The organism is Roseateles sp. L2-2 (assembly GCF_050613215.1).
Lineage (GTDB): Bacteria > Pseudomonadota > Gammaproteobacteria > Burkholderiales > Burkholderiaceae_C > Roseateles > Roseateles noduli.
Genome location: NZ_CP192509.1, coordinates 3168343 through 3187695, shown reverse-complemented (window position 1 = coordinate 3187695; position 19353 = coordinate 3168343). Strand labels below are relative to the sequence as shown.

17 protein-coding genes are annotated in these 19353 nt (G+C 70.2%); 5 read left to right on the top strand and 12 right to left on the bottom strand.

The window, feature by feature from the left end:
* Positions 1–8 precede the first annotated feature (8 nt).
* Positions 9–878 (bottom strand): PP2C family protein-serine/threonine phosphatase, encoded by an 870-nt coding sequence (locus ACQZ13_RS14320; protein ID WP_431052976.1) that lies wholly within the window; start codon positions 876–878, stop codon positions 9–11.
* A 33-nt stretch (positions 879–911) separates the two neighbouring features.
* Positions 912–2843 carry a type VI secretion system-associated FHA domain protein TagH gene (gene tagH / locus ACQZ13_RS14315; protein WP_431052974.1) on the bottom strand — a complete coding sequence of 644 codons (1932 nt, stop codon included), beginning with the start codon at positions 2841–2843 and terminating at the stop codon, positions 912–914.
* Positions 2844–2980: 137 nt separating this feature from the next.
* On the opposite strand from tagH, the gene ACQZ13_RS14310 reads away from it, so the two are divergent.
* The 5 genes from ACQZ13_RS14310 (at position 2981) to ACQZ13_RS14290 (ending at position 7974) form a co-directional block, all read left to right on the top strand.
* The gene (locus ACQZ13_RS14310) at positions 2981–4015 is read left to right on the top strand and encodes a LysM peptidoglycan-binding domain-containing protein (RefSeq protein ID WP_431052972.1); all 1035 of its coding nucleotides are present in this window, start codon (positions 2981–2983) and stop codon (positions 4013–4015) included.
* Positions 4016–4168: 153 nt separating this feature from the next.
* Positions 4169–5311 (top strand): acyltransferase family protein, encoded by a 1143-nt coding sequence (locus ACQZ13_RS14305; protein ID WP_431052970.1) that lies wholly within the window; start codon positions 4169–4171, stop codon positions 5309–5311.
* A gap of 56 nt (positions 5312–5367) precedes the next feature.
* Positions 5368–6636, top strand: coding sequence for a putative DNA modification/repair radical SAM protein (locus ACQZ13_RS14300; RefSeq protein ID WP_431052968.1), 1269 nt, complete (start codon positions 5368–5370; stop codon positions 6634–6636).
* Positions 6636–7505, top strand: a complete 870-nt coding sequence (locus tag ACQZ13_RS14295) for a TIGR03915 family putative DNA repair protein (protein ID WP_431052966.1) — start codon at positions 6636–6638, stop codon at positions 7503–7505. The genes ACQZ13_RS14300 and ACQZ13_RS14295 overlap by 1 nt, the downstream gene beginning before the upstream one ends.
* A 40-nt stretch (positions 7506–7545) precedes the next feature.
* A complete protein-coding gene (locus ACQZ13_RS14290) occupies positions 7546–7974 on the top strand; it encodes a VOC family protein (RefSeq protein ID WP_431052964.1) in 429 nt (142 codons plus the stop codon).
* A 15-nt stretch (positions 7975–7989) separates the two neighbouring features.
* Here ACQZ13_RS14290 and ACQZ13_RS14285 read toward each other — a convergent pair whose 3' ends face one another.
* The 10 genes from ACQZ13_RS14285 to ACQZ13_RS14240 form a co-directional block, all read right to left on the bottom strand.
* Entirely contained in the window at positions 7990–8907 is a 918-nt protein-coding gene (locus ACQZ13_RS14285) for a hypothetical protein (RefSeq protein WP_431052962.1), read from the bottom strand.
* Positions 8904–9998, bottom strand: coding sequence for a polysaccharide deacetylase family protein (locus tag ACQZ13_RS14280; RefSeq protein WP_431052960.1), 1095 nt, complete (start codon positions 9996–9998; stop codon positions 8904–8906). Before ACQZ13_RS14280 ends, ACQZ13_RS14285 begins: the two co-directional genes overlap by 4 nt.
* A 104-nt stretch (positions 9999–10102) precedes the next feature.
* Positions 10103–13003 (bottom strand): protein kinase domain-containing protein, encoded by a 2901-nt coding sequence (locus tag ACQZ13_RS14275; RefSeq protein WP_431052958.1) that lies wholly within the window; start codon positions 13001–13003, stop codon positions 10103–10105.
* Positions 13004–13111: 108 nt separating this feature from the next.
* Positions 13112–14062: a hypothetical protein gene (locus tag ACQZ13_RS14270; protein WP_431052956.1), complete on the bottom strand. Its 951-nt coding sequence runs from the start codon at positions 14060–14062 to the stop codon at positions 13112–13114.
* Between the two features lie 131 nt (positions 14063–14193).
* Complete coding sequence (locus ACQZ13_RS14265) at positions 14194–15117, bottom strand: type VI immunity family protein (protein WP_431052954.1); 924 nt, start codon at positions 15115–15117, stop codon at positions 14194–14196.
* A 20-nt stretch (positions 15118–15137) separates the two neighbouring features.
* Positions 15138–16094 carry a hypothetical protein gene (locus tag ACQZ13_RS14260; RefSeq protein WP_431052952.1) on the bottom strand — a complete coding sequence of 319 codons (957 nt, stop codon included), beginning with the start codon at positions 16092–16094 and terminating at the stop codon, positions 15138–15140.
* 89 nt (positions 16095–16183) lie between these two features.
* Positions 16184–16825, bottom strand: coding sequence for a hypothetical protein (locus ACQZ13_RS14255; RefSeq protein ID WP_431052950.1), 642 nt, complete (start codon positions 16823–16825; stop codon positions 16184–16186).
* A gap of 4 nt (positions 16826–16829) precedes the next feature.
* Positions 16830–17201 carry a PAAR-like domain-containing protein gene (locus ACQZ13_RS14250; protein ID WP_431052948.1) on the bottom strand — a complete coding sequence of 124 codons (372 nt, stop codon included), beginning with the start codon at positions 17199–17201 and terminating at the stop codon, positions 16830–16832.
* The gene (locus tag ACQZ13_RS14245) at positions 17198–18334 is read right to left on the bottom strand and encodes a hypothetical protein (RefSeq protein WP_431052946.1); all 1137 of its coding nucleotides are present in this window, start codon (positions 18332–18334) and stop codon (positions 17198–17200) included. Before ACQZ13_RS14245 ends, ACQZ13_RS14250 begins: the two co-directional genes overlap by 4 nt.
* Positions 18331–19353: a DUF2169 family type VI secretion system accessory protein gene (locus ACQZ13_RS14240; RefSeq protein WP_431052944.1), complete on the bottom strand. Its 1023-nt coding sequence runs from the start codon at positions 19351–19353 to the stop codon at positions 18331–18333. The genes ACQZ13_RS14245 and ACQZ13_RS14240 overlap by 4 nt, the downstream gene beginning before the upstream one ends.

Below are 19353 nucleotides of genomic sequence, written 5' to 3'. Positions count from 1 at the left end.
GCTAAGCCTCAAAGCGGCATGCGCCGCGTCGACTCGTCCTCTTCTTCCGCTTCCAGCGGGACCGGACCCGAATCCACCGCCGATTCTTCGGCCGCGGTGCCGGCCTCGTCCGCCGGCGTCTGCGCCGTGGCCGCCAGCACCGGCTCGCCCACCCACAGCGCGATCGCGCTGAAGTTGTCCTGATCGGGCAGCCCGCGCTCCTCGATCACCGCGCGCATCGCCGCCAGCCAGTCGTCAGGCGAGCCCGCCGCGCGCAGCGTGTCGTGGATCAGCGTGTCGCCCGCGCTCCCCCACCAGCCGTCGCTGCACAGCAGAAAGACGTCGCCGTCCTGCAGCGGCTGCGGCGCCGTCGTGTGCGGATGCAGGTCGTCCTCGATGCCCAGCGCGGCCACGAGGTGGTTCTTGTGCGGATGATCCTCCGCCTGCTCGGGTGTCAGCAGGCCGGCCTCGATCAGCATCTGCACCACGCTGTCGTCCTGCGTGATCGTGTCGATGTTGCCGCCGCGGATGCGGTACAGCCGCGAGTCGCCCACGTGCGTCCAGAGCGCGAAGTTGCGCTGCGCGTCCACGCACAGCGCCACCAGCGTCGTGTGCATGCGGTCGCGTCCCGTGCCCTCGACGCCGCGACGCACGTCGTCGTGCGCGGCCAGCACCGCGCCGGTCAGCAGCTCCGGGCGCCACGGCAGCGTCGCGTCGCCCAGGCTGGTCTGCATGCGATGCACGGCCCGGCGCGCGGCCTCGGCCCCATTGCGGTGGCCGCCCGCGCCGTCGGCCAGCACGGCGTACCAGCCGGGGCCGTTCTCGTGCGCCACGATGGCGTCCTCGTTGTTGTTGCGCGCGCCTTGTTCGCTGCAGGCGGCAACCCTGATCTTGAGCATGGTGTGAACGACGTGTAGGACAAACGGCGGGGCTCAGGCCCCGCTCTGCTGTGCTTGTTGTTGTGACTGCGCGGCGCCCTGCCCATGCTGGCTCAGACGCTCCAGTTGATCTTCGTAGGCCTCCAGGAAGGCCTTGCCGAACAGCGTGTGGAAGTCCTCCTGCGCCTCGTCCCGGATGGACTCGAAATGCTGCAGGTAGAGCTCCCAGAGCTTGGCCTTGCGGTTCATCGCCAGCACGCTGTCCAGCACCGACCGGCTGGTGAGTTTCGCCTCCAGCGCCTTGGGCTGGAAGCGCGTCAGCACGCCCTCCAGCGCGGCGCGCGTGCCGGCCATGGTGCCGATCGTGTGGCCGACCAGGTCGCGCATCGCGTCCTGCATCGCCGCCGGACCCGGCAGGAAACCGCGCACCGGCGGCTGCAGGAGCTGCTCCAGCGCCGACTGCACGTCCGGCGAGAACTTCAGCGGGTTGTTGTCGCGCGAGCGGATCACCGTCACCTGCGCGCGCAGCTCGTGCTTCGTCGCGGCGCGCACCGCCATCATCCGCAGCGTGCCGTCCACCGAGGCGTTCAGCAGCGAGCCGATGACGCGCATCAGATCCGGATTGAGCCCTTGAGGCGGCGCAGCCATGCGCACGCCGGCGCCTTCGCAGAAGGCCTGCCAGAGGGCGGCCGTGTCGGCAGCCTGGCCAGGCGCGGTCGCCGTCGGCGCTGCGGCCACGGCCGGCGCCGGTGGCGCGACGTACGGAGGCGGCACAAACGGGGGAGGCGCCTGCACCGGCGGCGGCACGACGGCCAGCGGCGGCGGCATCACGGGCGCGGCAATGGGTGCAGCGATCGGGGCGGTGGCAGGCGGAATGACCTGCACCGCCGGCGCCACCACGGCGGGCGGCACGGCTGCCGCAGGCGGCTGAACCGGCTGGACCGGCGGAGGCGGCGTCCGGACCTCCGGCGGACGGAACGCCGAATGCAGCGCCGGCGTGTGGTCGGGCAGCGCGGGGGTCTGCGGCTCGGTGTTCGTGGCCGGCGCCGCGGCGCCGAACAGCGCCAGCGGATCCGAACCCACCGCGTCGCGCAGGCTGTCGCCGGGCTTGTTCGCGCCGGCCATGAAGCCGGCCAGCGGATCGCTGCCGCTCGGCTGCAGGCCGAAGAGATCGTCCAGCGACCGGTTGTTGTCACCCGGCACCAGATCGGCGAAGGCGCCGCCGAAGCCGAGGTCGTCGTTGCGCGCCGGCGGAGCCGTCGGTGCGGGCGGCGGCGCCAGGTCCAGCCCGCCGAAGGGATCGAAGGACGACGGGATGCCGCCGCTCGAGGCCCCGGAAGATGTCGAAGCAGCAGGCGCGGTCCGCGCCGGCGGCGGCGCGAACGGATCGAAATCGTCCGGCAGCATCATCGGACCGGCCGGTGCGGGCGGCGGCGCCTGGACGGGCGGCGCGGCGAAGGCGGACACGTGCGGCGCGGGCGCCGGCGAGGCGCCGAAGACGTCGGACGGCGCCTGCGTGCCGCCGAACAGGTCCGCGAACGGATTGGCGCTGGACAGGGCGGCCGGCGCCGGCGCGGGGGCATGCATCGGTGCCGTCGCGGGACCGATCGTGGGGGGACGGCTCAGATCGGGCGCCCGGCGGATCACCGTGGCGCCGTTGTCGGCGCTCGACTCATGCTGGACTTCCAGCAGATAGCCGCCGATGCGGACCTGGTCGAGATGGCGCAGCGGCACGGCCTGGCCTTGAGCGACGGCCTGGCCCGCGACGGTGATGGGATTGGCGCTGCCGACGTTGCGGATCACGAAGCCGCCGGCGTCGGCGCTGATCTCCGCCTGCTGGCGGGAGATGTGGCGCTCGGGGTCCGGCAGCGCCATGGTGTTGTTGTCGGCGCGACCGATGGTTCCCCCGGTGGCGTCGAAGCGCGCGGTGATGGGCTGCGTCAGGGGCAGGTCGTTGAGCGACACCGCGCGCAGGGTGAGGGTCATGTGGCTGCCTTTGGGACCTCGGGAGACGGCATGGCATGTTTCCGTGACAATGGTCGCGCTTCAATGAACGAAAGTCACCTGAGAGGGGCTTGTCGCTGTTTCATACTGCACCCCGCTCGAATTCCGACGTGATGCCGATGTCGACCTCTTTCCGTTCCGACGCTCCGATCTCCCTGACCCCGACCGCGCAAGCGGCGCGGGGCCGCGGTCATTCCACCCTGACAGTTGGCACGGCCCTGCTGCTGAGCGTCGCGCTCGCGGCCTGCGTCACGCCGGCACCGCCGCCTCCGCCGCCGGAACCGGTGGTGACGGCGCCGCCGCCTCCGCCCCCTCCTCCGCCCGAACCCGTGCCGCCGACCGCGGCCGAGCAGGCGCTGTCGCAGAAGACCGCCATGCAGGCGATCGAGCTGCTGGAGGCCGGCCAGGAAGACCAGGCCCGCAACGAGCTGCAGCGCGCGCTGCAGCTGGATCCGGCCAACAAGCTGGCCAACAGCCTGATGCGCCAGATCACGGTCGATCCGGTGCAGCAGCTGGGCCGCGAATCCTTCGCCTACACGGTGCAGTCCAGCGACACGCTGTCGCGGATCGCGGGCCGCTTCATGGGCGACATCTACTCGTTCTACATCCTGGCCCGCTACAACGACATCCGCGTGCCGCGTCAGGTGTCGGGCGGCCAGGTGCTGCGCATCCCCGGCAAGCCGCCGGCGGGTCCGCTGTACCCGCGTCCGTCGGCCAAACCGGACCCGAAGGCCACCGCTGCGGCCGCCGCTGCAGCCGCGCAGGCGACCCCGCCGGCGACGACGGTGGCCGCCGCCCCGACGCCGGCCGCTCCGCCCGCACCGCCGCCCGCGCCGGAACTCTCGCCCGGCGAGAAGGCCATGCGCGCCGGCGACGCGCATGACCGCGCGGGTCGTTTCGACAAGGCGCTGGAGGAGTACCGCCGCGCCGAAGCCGCCGACCAGCCCGGCGCCGGCGCCAAGATCGAAGCCGTGCGCAAGAAGCAGATCGCCAAGGCCACGCTGACCGCGCGCACCGCGTTCGCCAAGCAGGATCTGGCCGGCGCGATCAAGGGCTGGGACAACGTCCTCCAGCTGGATCCAGACAACGAGCTCGCCAAGCTGGAACGCCAGAAGGCAGTCACGTTGAAGGCCAAGGCCGATCAACTGAAGTGACGGGTCGACGATGACCGCATGCGATGGGGGCGCTTCGGCGCCCCTTCGCTTTTCCGCGCCGGACTTTTCCCGGGTAACGCACGTAACCCGGCGGCACCGCCGCCGGACGGCGCGATCCCGCTACGATCGCGGCCCTTCACGACGCTCACGCCCATGGACGCCCACCCGCCGCGCAACTTCGCCATCGACTGCCTGAGGGGCGTGGCCATCCTGCTGGTGGTCGTGCACCACCTGGCGCTCCCGTTCCGACTGCCGCTCGCCCCCAGCCTGCTCGGCCCCTGGGTGCCCAAGCGCCTGATCGACGCCGTCAGCTTCAACGGCTACGAGGCGGTGTTCATGTTCTTCGTGATCTCGGGCTTCCTGATCACGACACGCATCCTCGACCGCGACGGCGATCTGCGACGCGTCCGGCTGGGCGCCTTCTACCTCGCCCGCGCCCGCCGGATCCTGCCGCTGCTGCTGGTCGTGCTGAGCGTGCTGACGCTGCTCGCCGCGCTCGGCGTGCCGGACTTCGCGCCGTCGTCCCGGCAGTCGCTGGGCGGCCTGCTGGGCTCGGCGCTGACCTTCACCTTCAACTGGTATGAAGGCCGCACCGGCTGGGCGCCGGCGGCGTGGGACGTGCTGTGGTCCTTGTCGATCGAGGAGGTCTTCTATGTCGGCTTCCCGCTGCTGTGCCTGGTGCTGCCGCGCCAGTTGCTGATCGTCGCGCTCGCGGTGCTGGCGTTGAGCCTGCTGCCGTTGCGTTCGCTGGTGCCCGTCAGCAACGAGGTCTGGTGGGAAAAGGCCTACCTGCCCGGCATGTCCGCCATCGCCTGGGGCGTGCTGGCGGCGCTCGCCGCGCAGCGGTGGCGACCGGCCGTGCGCGACGCGCGGGCGCTCGCGATCTTCGGCGGCTTCTGCGTGCTGCTGGTGATCGGGTGGGGCGACCTGGTCCACCGTCACCTCTTCAAGAGCGGCATGTACGGCCTGTGCCTCGGCACCTGCGCGATGCTGATCGCGTTCCGGGCGCAGACGCCCTCCCCGCGCAGCGGCCTGCGATGGCTCGCCCGCATGGGCCGGCTCAGCTATGAGCTCTACCTGAGCCACATGTTCGTCGTGCTGGGAACGGTCGCGCTGTACCGCGCGCTGCTCGGCGCGTCGCAGGCGTGGACCTTCGTCGTCTACGTGCCGGCGGCCGTGCTGTGCGTCGGGCTGGCCATGGCGCTGGAGCGATTCATGGCGCGCCTGACCCGCCTGGCGACGAGAGGGACGCCAGCCTCCCGCGCCGAAGACACGGAGATCGCTCGCAGCGGTTGACCCGATGCCGCCGGAAAACTGTATATTCATACAGTATTCAATCTTTCCGGCAGTTCATGGACCTCTCCCGCAAGCTCGCCATCCTGGCGGACGCCGCCAAGTACGACGCCTCCTGCGCGTCGAGCGGCACCGACACGCGCGATTCCCGCGGCGGCACCGGCATCGGCTCGACCGAGGGCATGGGCATCTGCCACAGCTACGCGCCGGACGGCCGCTGCATCTCGCTGCTGAAGATCCTGCTGACCAACCATTGCCAGTACGACTGCCTGTACTGCGTGAACCGGTCGTCGAGCAACGTCGCGCGGGCGAAGTTCAGCGTCGAGGAGGTCGTCGCGCTGACGCTGGACTTCTACCGCCGCAACACGATCGAGGGGCTCTTCCTCAGCAGCGGCATCGTCAAGAGTCCGGACTTCACGATGGAGCAGGTCGTGCGCGTGGCCCAGGTGCTGCGCGAGGAGCACGACTTCCGCGGCTACATCCATCTGAAGACCATTCCCGATGCCAGCGAGGAACTGCTGCGGCGCGCCGGCCTCTATGCGGACCGGCTCAGCATCAATGTGGAGCTGCCGACGGACGACGGACTGAAGGCGCTCGCGCCTGAGAAGGACACGATCGCCATCCACCGCTCGATGGGCCGGTTGAAGCTGCACATCGACGATTCGAAGGACGCACAGAAGACCGCGACGGCGACGCCGATCCGCGTGATACCCGGCGCCGCGGCGCGTCCGGCCAGACCGCCGCGCTTCGCCCCCGCCGGCCAGAGCACGCAGATGATCGTCGGCGCCGACGGCAGCGACGACCGCAGCATCCTGCGCAGCAGCGCGGCGCTGTACGGACGCTTCCGGATGCGGCGGGTCTATTACTCCGCCTTCAGCCCGATCCCGGATGCCGCGCGGGCCCTGCCGCTGCAGGCGCCGCCGCTGGTGCGCGAGCACCGGCTCTACCAGGCCGACTGGCTGATGCGCTTCTACGGCTTCGACCATGAGGAAATCGTCGACGACGGCACCGGCCTGCTGCGGCTGGACGTCGATCCCAAGCACGCCTGGGCGCTCGCGCATCCGGAGCGCTTCCCGGTCGACCTCAACCAGGCGCCGCGCGAGATGCTGCTGCGCGTGCCGGGACTGGGCGTCGGCTCGGTCGACAAGCTGCTCGTCGCGCGTCGCGTCCGGCGCCTGCGCGCGGAAGACCTGCGGCAGATGAAGCTGCCCGCGCGCAAGGTGCTGCCCTTCGTGATCGTGGACGGCCACCGGCCGGGAGCGAGGGTGTCATCGACGATCCCTGCGACGCCCCCGATCGCCGCGCCGACGCAGATGGGGTTGTTCTGATGGTCCGCGTCACGCTCGACGGTCCCGTCGATGTCGAGGGCTTCCGCCACGCGGCGAAGCAGCTCCTCGCCCGTGGCGTCGCGCCAGGCGACGTGGTCTGGACGACCGGCCAGGAAGACGGAGCCGTTGGCGACCTCTGGGCCGATGAGCGCATCGACGGCACAGCGGGCCTGCCGTTGTCCATCGCGACGATGACGTCGAAGACAGCCGAACCGCCGGCGTTCAACGTCCCGGCGGCTTTCCTGTCGCTGTGTCGCACCGCCCTTCTCCACGCCGAACCCCAGCGCTTCACGCTGCTGTACCGGATGCTGTGGCGGCTCAGGGCCGAGCCGGGCTACTGGCGCGACACGCTGGACGCGGACCGTCGCCGCGCCGAGCGACTCGAGCGCGAGGTCCGGCACGAGATCCACAAGACGCATGCCTTCGTCCGCTTCGTGCCGGTCGAGGACGTCGACGGCGAGCGGCTGGTCGCGTGGTTCGAGCCGACGCACTACACGCTCGAAGCGGCCGCGCCCTTCTTCGCGCGGCGCTTCGCCAACCTGCGCTGGGCGATCCTGTCGCCGCGCTGCTCGGTGTCGTGGGACCGCTCGACCTTGCGCATCGGCCCCGGCGGACGCCGCGAGGACGCGCCGCCGCAGGACGCCGGCGCCGAACTCTGGCTGACCTACTACCGCAGCATCTTCAATCCGGCGCGCCTCAAGGTCGCGATGATGGAACGCGAGATGCCCCGCCGCTACTGGGCCCATCTGCCGGAAGCCGCCTTGATCGAGCCGCTCATCGAGCAGGCCGGGGCGCGAACGCAGGGGATGCTGGCCGCAGACCCGACAGTGCCGCGGCGCATCCGGCCCATCGGCGAAACGGCGCGCTGATTGCCCTCTCCCTTCACGTCACCCGTCAACAGGAGCGCTCATGGAAACCCAGGAACTGCATCGCGGACGGCTCATCGACCACCTGCAACTCGTCGTGCGGGATCTGGCGGCGAGCAAGGCCTTCTACACGGCGATCCTGCCGCCGCTCGGCGTGCCGCTGGGCGGCGAAGGCAAGGACTACTTCTGGTTCGACGAGCTGTTCGTGTCCAGCGCGGACAGCGACGCGGCGGTGGGCAAGCTGACCGGCCGGCATCACCTCGCCTTCCAGGCCAAGGACCGCGCTGCGGTCGAGGCATTCCACAAGACCGCGCTGGCCCATGGCGGCACCGACAACGGCGCGCCCGGCGAGCGCCCCTACCACCCGGGCTACTACGCGGCCTTCGTGCTGGACCCGGACGGCAACAACATCGAAGCCGTCTTCCACGGGGAGGCCAAGCGCAGCGCTCCGTCGGTCAAGGTGACGTTCTGAGCGGCGCTCAGGCCGTCACTTCCTGTCGACCTTGTTCTTCGCCGTCGCCGCCGCGGCCGGCGCGGGCGCTGCGGTCTTCGCCGCGGAATCGTCGATCAGCTGCCGCATCAGGGCCGTCGCGCGCGCGTTCTTCGGATCCACGCGCAGGCACTTCTGCAGCACCATGATCGCGCCGGACTTGTCGATGGCGGCGAGCTTCTCGGCCTTGCGCACGTAGAGGTCGGCCAGCAGCCGCTTGGCCGACGGATCGTTGCGGTCCTGCGGCGCGCGACGCTCCAGCAACCGGATCGGCTCGTCGACCTCGCCCTGTGCGGCCAGCATGGCGATGTGCTCCAGCTGGTTGGGATCCGGGCCGGCCGCGGCCTGCGGGGGCTCCTTCGCCGCAGCGCCCGCCGTCGCGGCCTGCGCCTTCGTCGTCGCCTGCGCCTTCGGCGTCGCCGCCGGCTTCGCCGCGACCGGCGGCGTCGCCGCCTTGCGCAACGTCACCCGCGCGGGCTTGCCCAGATAGCTTTTCTGGTTGCGTTCCTTCTCCAGCGCGCGCAACGCGTCGGCGGCCGTCTCGTTGTCCGGCTGCAGCGACAGCGCCGACAGGTACTGCGTGGTCGCGCCGTCCAGATCGCCGCGCTTGTGCGCGGCCTTGGCCTTGTCCAGGCGCTCCGTCACGCCGGCATCGATCTGCTGGCGCGTCGCGGCCAGGCTGTCGCGGTAGCCGGCGTTGTCCGGACGCAGGACCGTCAGCGCCTCCCAGGTCCAGGCGGCGTCGGCCAGTTGGCCGTCCTTCACCTGCTCCTGCGCGCGCTGGACCTGCGCCTGCTCGAACGCCGACGGCGGCGCGCCCGCGCTCCCTTCCGGGTGGCGCAACGCGCTCGGACCGCCGGTACAGGCCGTCAGCGCGACGGCCGCCAGCATCGCCCATGCAACGGCCGCCCTCATGGGGTGGTCCCGATGCGTCGGCTGGTCTGCAGCCGGGCCTTGAAGGCCTCGAGGTCGTGGTCGCCGAAGATCATCGTGCGGCGCAACATCAGCGGCTGCGCGAAGAAGGCGTTGCCGCCGGGGTTGACGGTGACCGCCAGGGTGTATTTCTGGCGCGTGAGCGCGTCCAGCACCAGCTCGTTGGCGTCGCCGTAGGGATAGGCGTAGTGGCGCACCTGGCCGGCCGTGCCGAGCTTCTGCTCGATCAGGTCCCGCGGGCCGGCGGTCTCGGCGTCGAGGTTGCGCTTGTAGCGTTCCTCGTTCTCGCCGGTGGTGCGTTCGATCAGGTTGCGATGCGACTTCGAGTGCGACTGGATGTCCATCAGTCCCGAGGCCTGCATCTCCGCCAGCTGCGGCCAGCTCACCGCATCGCCGCCCGCGCCGACGAAGTCGGTGTAGACGAACATGGTCGCCGGCAGGCCCAGCTTGCGCAGCACCGGGTAGGCCAGCTTGTAGACCGACTCGTAGCCGTCGTCGAAGGTGATCACCACGGCCTTGGGCGGCAGCGGCTCCTTGCCGTCGAGGTAGCCCGCGAGCTGCGACAGCTTGACGACGCGGTAGTCGTTCTTCGCCAGCCACTCCATCTGCGCGGCGAAGTTTCCCTGCGACACGGCCATCTTGCCGCCGACCGTGCCGAGGCGGTGGTAGCAGAGGATGGGCACCGTCTGGAGGTTGCCCGAGCGCACGCCCAGCGGGCTCATCGGCTTGAGCGGCACGATCAGCGGCTGGCCGGGCTCGGCCTTGGTGACGCCGGCGTTGGCCTCGCTGATCTGCCAGTCGCGGTCCTCGCTGCCGAGCAGCCGACCGGCGATGCCGCGCAGCGATTCGCCCGCCACCGGCACGTAGATCAGCAGCCGGTCGCTGCGCGCGACGATCTCGCCGTTGGTCGTCGTCGCGGGCGCCTTGACCGGCGCGGGCTCGTCCAGCGGCGGCGTCGCGGTCGGCGGCGCGACGCAGCCGGTCAGCGCGAGCACGGCGGCAATGGCAGCCGCGGCGAGGATCGAACGACCCTCACCCCTGCCCTCTCCCGCAGTGCGGGAGAGGGAGTTCATGCGGTGCCCGGTCTTGCCCCCTCTCCCGCACTGCGGGAGAGGGTGGGGGTGAGGGCCAGCGGCCGTCGCAGTACCGCTGTTCAAGAATCCATGCAACACGACCATCAGGCAGCTCCCGGCGTCGATGGCGGAACTGGCGGCGCGGGTTGCGTCTGCTCGTCCGAAGGCGCGGCGGCGACCGGCGCCTTGGCCTCGGGCTTCTGTTCTGGCTTCTGTTCCGCCTTCTGCTCGGGCTTGGCGTCCGCCTGAGCCGCCTGCGCGGCCTGCTGCCGTGCCGCCGCCAGCGCGCCGGACTTGCGTCCGATCGTCGTGGGCGCCTCGGCCTTGGCGGCGGAGGCCGCCAGCGCCTGCTTGTCCTGCAGCGCCTGCGCCATGCGGTCGAAGGCGGCGTAGAGCAGACCGAATTCGTCCTTGCGCTGTTCCCGGATGCGGAAGTCGACGCGGCCGCGGCCGATCTCGTCGAGCGCTTCCACCACCAGCTTGATGGGCCGCGAGAACCAGTTCGCGACGAAGAACATCGCGATCGCGACGGCCAGCACCGTCGTCACCGCGAGCACCGCCATCAGCGTGCGCGACAGCCGCGCGACGCTCTCCAGCGGGCGCTCCGGCAGACCGAGCGCGACGCGCCCCACCGTCTTGTCCTGGAACGTGATCGGCGAATCGAAGCCCAGGATCGCCGCGCCGCCCGCCGCGTGGTACCGCGTTCGCTTGACCGCGCCCTGGTCGCCCAGCAGCTCGCCCGGCGGCGCCTGGTACAGCTTGCCGACCGTGTCGGGCAGGCTGGAGGCCGCGACCACGCCGGCGCGGTCGATGACGCTGACGCTCTCGAAGTCGCCCGTCTTCATGATCTCCTGCAGCGAGACGTCGACGGAGACCCAGTCCTCGCCCAGCGCCGCGGTGGCGTTCTGCGCGGCGATGAAACGCGACAGCGCGGTGCCGTAGTCGGCCACCTGCTGCATCAGCGCGGCGTTCTGGCGCTGGCTGATGATGGAGCCGCTCACCGCCATCACGATGGCGACGATCCCGGCCATCATGGCTGCCCACTTCACGCGCAGCGGGATCAGCTTGGCGCGGCCCTTGTTGCGCGCTTCCTCGTCGATCTCGCCCAGCACCTTGACCAGAGACTCGGCCAGTTCCGCGCCGGTCTGGAAGCGGTTGTCCGGCGCCTTGGCCAGGCAGCGGTCGACGACGCGGCGCAGCGACGCCGGGATCTCCGGACGCAGCTTGTTGAGCGGCGTCGGATCGTCCTTGGCGATCTTGAGCGCCAGGTTCACCACGCTGTCGCCGGTGAACGGACGCACGCCGGTGAGCATCTGGTACAGCACGATGCCGACCGAGAACAGGTCCGAGCGGCCGTCGATCTTCTCGCCGTTCATCTGCTCGGGGGCCATGTATTGCGGCGTGCCGAGCACGTCGCCGACGCGGGTGCGTTGCTCGCCCTTGGTGGACTCCATGTGGGCGATGCCGAAGTCCATCACCTTGATGTCGAGCGTGCCGCGCACGCGGGCGATGTTGCCGGGCTTGATGTCGCGGTGGACGATGCCGCGCTTGTGCGCGTAGTCGAGCGCGCGCGCCAGCTGGATGGCCATCACGACGGTGTCGCGGATGGGCAGCGGCGTGCCGGGTTCGAGCAGGTCGGCCAGGGGTTCGCCGTCGAGCAGCTCCATGGCCATGTAGGGCCGGCCGTCGACCTCGCCCACGTCGTGCACGGTGACGATGTTGGGGTGCGACAGGCTGCCGGAGGCGCGCGCCTCGCGCAGGAAGCGGGCGTGGTATTCCTCATCCTCGCACAGCGAGGCGTGCAGGAACTTGATCGCGACGTCGCGGCCGATGCTCGGGTCGTGGGCCTTGAACACGCTGGCCATGCCGCCGCGACCGATGCGGTCCAGCACCTGGAAGCGGCCGACCTGGCGCACCGGCGCCTCGTTGCTGGCGACCTTGGCGGCGAGCGCGCCGCCCGGCAGCGTGCCGGTGGACGGCTTGGGATCGGGCACCGGGGGCATGGCGCGCAGCGCCGCCACGGCGGCGGCGGCGTCGGGATCGAAGACGGTTTCGGCGAACTCGGAAGCGCCGAACTCGGATTCTTCGGCCTCGACGGGCTGCGGAGCCACGCGAGGCGCGGCCGGAGAGGCCACGGGCGACGCAACAGCCGGTGCCGCGGGCGGCGCCACGGGAGGCTTGGCGGGCGCGGCGTCGACCGCCGCCGGCGGGGTCGCGAGCAGCTTGGACGCGGGCACGATCACGGTCTCGTTGCCGGTTTCGTTGCCGGTGGCGGCGGATTCGGGGATGGGCGCGGCGGGCGGTGTCGGCTCGGCCGGCGGGGAAGTCTTGGTCACGGGATTCAGAACGGCGGCGGGAGCGATCACGGTCTCATTGCCGGTCGGCGAGAGCGTGTCCAGGGGCGAAGCGACGGGCGAGGAAGCGACGGGAGTCGGCGGGGCAACCGGGGCGACCGGCGCAGCGGGAGCGGCCGGTGCGGCAGAAGCCTCCTGGGCGGGAGGGGCCTCGGAGGCTTCCAAGGGAGGGGCGACGGCCTCCACGGGCTCGACGGCGGCCGGCGCGGGTGCGGCGGCGGTCGGTGCCGGGGTGGGCGCCGGGGTCTCTTCCGACGGCTGGGCGCCGGCTGCCGGCGCTCGCGGCTTCAGCATCGCGGCGGGCGCGATGATGGTGTTGTCGGTGTCGAGCGGGATGTCGGCCGGCTTGCGGCTGGCGCGCATCGAGAAGGTGTCGGGGAACGTGGGATCGATGAAGCTGATCTCGCGTTCGTGCTGGACGGTTTCGGGGCCGTCGTCGTGCGCGGGGTCGGCGTCAGCCGCGGGGGTCGGCGCAGAGACCGTCGGGGTGGCGGGCGCGGCGCGGTTGGCGGCGGTATTGGGCGGCATGCGGTCCAGCGGCGCGCCGGCCGGCACGATGCGTGTCGCGTCCGGATCGAGCGTCGGATCGTCGGCCGCCGCCGGTGCGTTGCCCGGCTTGGCCGAGCGGGGGTGGTTCTCTTTTCGTGACATCGAACGCCTCGCCGCGGCGAGGATCGCCGCCCGATGCGCATTGTCCCTGTCACAGGGAACAGCGGCATTGACCGAAAGTCACGAGGTGTAGCGGGGGCAAGCCTCCCTTCAGTAGTTCCTGCGCTTCCACGGCGGGCTTGCTGCGGGGTCGTGCACGATGAAGTGGATGCCTGGGTTCGCTGGCTCGGTGAAGAAAACCCTCCCCCGGCCTTCGAACGCATGGGCGGTCAGGAAGTTGGATTTGATGACTTGGACATCGCGTCCCACCAGCTCGGCAACACCGTCCCAGATGGCAAACAGCACGCGATCGCCGAGCGTGACCACATCGTTGAGCTGGAGCGGATAGCGGCCGAACTCGATGAAGCCGGAGGCTCCGCCGTGCAGCAATCGGCCCTCATCACCCGCCGAACAGATCAGCACCGAGCCGTCGGTCAACAGGGCGATCCCGCCGAACGACTCCCCCTCGTTGGGAGAGCCAGGCGTAGGAAGTTTCCGCCATTGAGCACCATCGAAATGCAGAATCATGTCGCGAGTCCCGATCGCGAAGACGCTGTCGCGACCGTGCCCCTTGATGTCGACGATCGACTGATACGCGGTGCCATCTCCCTGATGGGTCTGCCGCCACGCCTTGCCGTTCCAGTGGTAGAGATGTCCGCCATGGGTGCCGACATGCACGTCGTCATCCCCCGAGCCGTGGATCTTCAGGATGTTCGGGGGCAGCCCTTCAAGGCTGTCGACGGGCAGCGTGGCGACCGTCCAGCCGCGGGAGCCGTTGTGGGCCCTGTAGTCCGCTTGACGCGACGGCGCAGCCCATCCGACCGGAGCCGTCGTCGCCACGCGACCATCCGCGCATCCGACCCAGAGATGCCCCGCCGGCGAACACCACAGCGCACTGAGCGTCTCGTTGGTCGTCAGGATTTCCCTGGCAGTCTCCTGCTCGTCATTTGCATCAATGAGCAGCAATCCACCGATCGGCGCATCGTTCTCGTCCTCGGACTGCAGGGTCAGCAGCACGATGCCCTGTGCGGTCTCGATGACGTGGGTGACCTCTTCTTCCAAGATGAACTCCTTCAGCGTCCGTTCGTTTCCAATCCTGGCCGGCAGTCCCAGAGGTACAAGTGCCCGCAGCCGGTGAGGACTTGAACGTCTGAGTCGCTGTTTCCCAGATCGTCGTGGACTTCACCCACGCCCTACTCCACGTCGACCTTCAACCAGGCCTGTGGCGCAATGAACCGTTGCAGCCAGGCGTTCATGACGTCTTCGTCAGCCAGTTGCCCGAACATCGGCGAGCACGAGGTCAGCAGCGCCGGCTTCAGCGCCTGCGCCACGGTGACCAGCGGCGCCAGCGATTCGTCCGCGTGGATGTCGCCGCGAAGAGGCGCCGCACCGGCGGCCAGCATCGTGGAACCCCGCCCTCGATGGACGAATACCTCGGGCCCAGCCAAGCCGGCCAGCGACGCCGCATCGATGCCGTGTTCTGCTGCAAAGGCATCGCCGACCAGCGTGAGCCAGTTGACGCCGGGCATGCCGCGCAAGGCCTCCCATTGGAGCGCCGACGTCTCCAGGATCTGGATCGACCAATGGCGGCGTGCCTGAGCAATCATCGTCCGCGCGGCCACGTGTTCGGAGCCGCCCTTCACCTCGAAACTCCAGCCGCCCGTGCCCCAGAGCACCGGAACGTGCGCCGCCAGCCACCGGGCAACCTCCGCGATCTGCCGGCCAGATGAATCCGACGGGAAATCGAAGACGACGTGACTCGCCCGTTCCATTCCGAGAGCGGGGGCCAGGTCCGAGATCTTGAGAGACAACGCTTCCCGCCCACCCTGGCCGTCCCCTGCGAACTCCACGCACGCTGCGGGATCAAGGCCCGCGCGGCGCGACCAGATGCGACCAGAACCGCCTCCAGGCGGCAGCCGCCAGTGCGTCTCCGACGCGCGGCGGAAGCGATTCAGATGGGACGCGAACGGCTGCTCTCGCAACAGCTCCCAGAGCGCATCCGGATCCAGCCGCTGCTGCGTCAGAGACCCTCTCACGAAGACCATCAGTTTCAAGCGCACGTCGACCAGAGCACCCGCACGCGGGATCTCCTTCAGCGTTTGCAGCGCAGCCAGCACGTCGGCTCACAGCTCGGCGGTCAGAACCCGTAGCGCCACCACGGCGCGTCGCCGTTGCGCGGATCGAGTTCCACAAACTGAAGTTCCGGCACCGCCGGTTCGATGAAGAACGCGCGTCCAAGTCCCGCTGTCACGCCGGACGTCTGGAACGTCTCCTTGATCATTCGGACATCCCGGCCCACCAGTTCAGCGACGCCATTGCCGGTCGCAAACAGCACCTTGTCATCCACGACGGCGATCCCGACCAATTGAACCGGATAGCGCCCCAACTCGGAAAATCCCGCGCTGCTGCCATGCAGCAACCGACCTTGATCTCCCGTTGCACAGATCAGCGTGGAGCCATCCGCGAGACAGGCGATGCCGTTCAAGGCGTCGCCGGCGTTCGGCGCACCGGGCACCGCCAGGGAGGTCCACGCCGAGCCGTCGAAATGCAGCAGCGTGTCGCGAGCGCCGACGGCAAAGACATCGTCCCGCCCGTGCCCTGAGATCGCCCGGATGGTCTGATAGCTGGATCCATCGCCGTCGCGGACCTGAGTCCATGAACGGCCGTCCCAATGATAGAGATGGCCGCCGAAGGTGCCGACATGAACGTCGTCATCCGCACTGCCCCAGATCGCAGTCACATTGGGCGGCGTGCCGTCCCCGCGCTCGCGGGGCAAGGCGGTCACCGACCACGTCGCTCCCGCCAACGTGTTGTACTGGCTGCCGTCGGCAGGCGCCTGCCACCCCGTCGGGGCCGTCGTCGCCACGCGGCCGTCAGCGCTCGCCACCCACAAATGGCCGGACGGAGACGTCCACATCACCCGCAGCGTGTCGTTGGTGGCCAGCAGTTGTGTCGGCATATCCTCCGAATCCCGATCGGGCGGGATCTGATAGACGTTTCCGATGGCGCTGCCGATATCGCCCTCTTCGTAGACGAGGGTCATGAACACGATGGCCTGGGAGGTCTCCGCGACCTGATGAATTTCCTGCTGCAAGTGGGATCTCCTTCAAATGGGTCCAGTGTCGCCTGATCACGCCCGGTCTCACGGACTCGATCCTGGCAACGAGATTCTGTTTCCGTTGCTTACGGTGGAGGCGCGCTACGACGTCCCAGTTGTCGGGCCGCCGCTTGCACCTGCTCCTGAGTTGCTTTCCACGGATTGCGCAAGGGCGTGTCCTCCGTCACCGGAGGATCAAGTTTCCCAAACGACTCCTTCGCGGCGAGCACGATGCATTCCGCCGCCTGCTCGATCAGGCTGTCCCGGTCCAGATCTGTCCGATTGATCGTGCGGTGAGGTAGACCCTTGTCGAGGGCCGCCTTGGCACCCTCCTTGTATTCCTTCAACCATTCCTTCATCGGTGCGTTGCGAGGAGGCACCTTCACATCGTTCGCCTGGGAGAACTTGCGCATCTGGTCGGTCAGGATCTTGTGCTCGAAGCCTTCCTTCTGGCCGTCCCCGGCCATGAATGTCAGCGCACCTCCAGTGCTGTACCCCTCGCATCCCGCGAACTTGTCCCCGGCGCGCCCGAGGTCGTGCATCGCCGACGTCGGCAGGATGTGCTCCGCCTGATAGCCGTCCTTCGTCCCCTGCATCTGCGAATGCGTGCCGAATTCGATCGGCGGATCAAAGCAGGCCAGGATCTCCGAGCATTTCATGTCGGCGGGAGAGCCGGCGCCGCCGGCTTTCACCACCTTCAACTGAACCATCGCCGCGCTGGTACCCATGGGCTCACATCTGGTTGCCCATGCCCGAGCTGCCGGTGTAGACCACCGCCTTGCCCTCGAACTGGACGTTGGGACTGCCGTCGATGATGAAGGCGGTCGAGCCGATCTTCATGCTGACCACTTCCTTCTGCGTGCCCGGCTGATTGCCGACGCAGTCATGCACCACCGCATCGACGTGGAAGGTCGGCTTGCCGCCTATCTTCACCCCGCGCGTGTCACCGTCGAGCTTGCCCGATCCGGCCGGCGTCAGGATCGGATACGGGATGGGCAACGGGCTCGGCGCCGCGGGCGTGAGGCACACGCTCGGGTTCATGTATACGATGACGTGACCGGTGGATTCGCCGGCTACCTCGCGGAAATTCGCGTTGACGCTCACGCCGGCACCTCCTGCCGATCAGAGGTGCTGGCCGCACTGGACGTGCGCGGTCGCGCGCCGGCCGCCGCGGGATCGCCCGCCGCCAGCAGCAGCGCGCCGCGGGCGCCGTCGTCGGAGCCCGCCGCCAGTACCGCGAGTTCGTCGCGCGCCACGCCGTGCGCCCAGTCCTGCAAGGTCAGCGCCACCATCAGCGGCAGCGCCGCCGCGCCGACGTCGCCCAATTCCTTCAGCGGCATGCGCAGGTCGGTGCCCGGATCCAGCACGTCGCCGAATCGCGCGATGACGTTCTGCACCTCGCGCGTCGCATGGCGCTCGTGCGAAGCGTCCATCGCCCACAGCGCGCAGCGCCGGCCCGCCGCGCGCAGCGGCGCGACGGCTGCGGACAGCGCCTGTGCGAAGCCGTCGGAGCGGCACGGCGCGTCGCTGCCGACCGGATGCGCCTCGCGCCCCAGCCCCAGCCCGGCGACCCAGCCGCCCTCGCGCGCCTCGTGCGTCACCATCGCGAAGGCCGCCGCCTCGCCCGGCCGCACGCCGTCGATGTTCTCCATGGTCAACAGCCGTTCGCGCTGCTGCAGCGCCTCCAGCGTGGGCCAGTGCAGCAGGCTGTCGACGCCGCCCCAGATCACCTCGCGGCGCGACTCGGCCAGCTGCAGCGCGCGCGCCATCGCGATCGCGCCCGCGGCGCGTCCGAACGGGAAAGCCTCGATGTCGGCGCCCGCGAACGGCGCCGGCAAGGCGGCCGCGAGCCGCTGCACGAAATCGCGGCCGGCGACGTTGAGTTCATAACTCTGCGGCTCGAGCGCGAAACGCGCCGGCAGCCCGAGCAGCAGGATGGGCGGCCGGTCGGGCCGGGCCCGTGCGTCGGCCGCGCGGCGTCGGGCCACGCCCGTGAGCGCATGCACGGCCAGCGCCAGCAGCCGCTCGCGCGCCGGCAGATCCGGCGGCAGCGCCGGCGAGGCGCAGCCCATGACGCGACGCCCCTGCGCGTCGACGAAGTCGGTCAGGCCGACGCCCGAGATCCCCGCGCGCAGCAGCAGCGCGGTCTCCTCCAGCGTTTCGCCGAGGCAGGTGGCCGCCTCCGCATGGGCCAGGCCGGCGCGCCAGCCGGCGGATCGCTGGGACGACGCGCTCATTCGAGGTACTCCTTGGCTTGCACGGTGATCGAGGTGAAATGCCCGCGCATCTTGGGCGGGCAGCGGAACACCGCGCGCCAGACCATTTCCAGCATCAGCGCATCGCTGTCGACCACCACCGTGTCAAGATGCGGCCGCCGCGTGTCCGGCCGGCCGTCGACGATGGCGTCGATGCGCAGCAGCTGCCGAGGCAAGGCGAAGTCCAGCAGCGCTTCGGCATGCACGCCGGCGATGCGCACCGGCTCGCCGCCGCGCAGCGGCTCGTCGAAGACCAGGCCGGGCGCGGCGCAATGCTCGTGTTCGGGCCGGTAGTCGGCCGGTCGCGCGGGATAGGCGTTCGCCATCCAGGCGGCGTCGTGCGTGCCGGCGCTGGCGCGGCGCGGCGCGAAATGCCGGCCCAGCGGCGCACAGCCGGCCGGGGTGTGGCGGCCGCCGGCGGCGGTGACCGCCTCGCCGGCCGTTTCGATCTGCGGCGCGGGGCGCCCCACCAGCGTTTCGGGATGGCGGCTCACGCCGCTGCCGACGGGATTGCGCGCCTCCTCCAGCGGCTTGGCGGGATCGCTGAAATCGGCGCCGCCGTAGGCCCGCGACCAGGCCAGCGGCGTCCGCACCAGCGGGCCGCTCTTGCCCGGTCCGATGCCGCCGAAATGTCGTTCCCAGACCCGCGGGCCGTGCACGCGCAGCAGCTTGACGCGGTCGCGCACGCGGATGCCGACGTCCATGGCCGTCGCGTCGCCGCCGACCGGCGGCACCGCATGGCCGCTGAGCACGAAGTCCGTCCCCGGCTTGGGCAGGCCGTAGTCGCCCGGCAGCCGCAGGTCCGCGATCGCGGGATCGCCCCAGGGCTCGTCGCCCAGGCGGATCTCGCGCGGTTCCTCGGCGGCACGCAGGCCGCCGCCGGGCACGATGTCGTAGCTGGCCTTGATGATGACCAGGCGCGCCTCGGCGCCGTCGCGGTCGAGGATGGGCAGCACCTGCGCGTGGTGGCCGCTGTGGTTGTAGAAGGCGGGCTCGTCCAT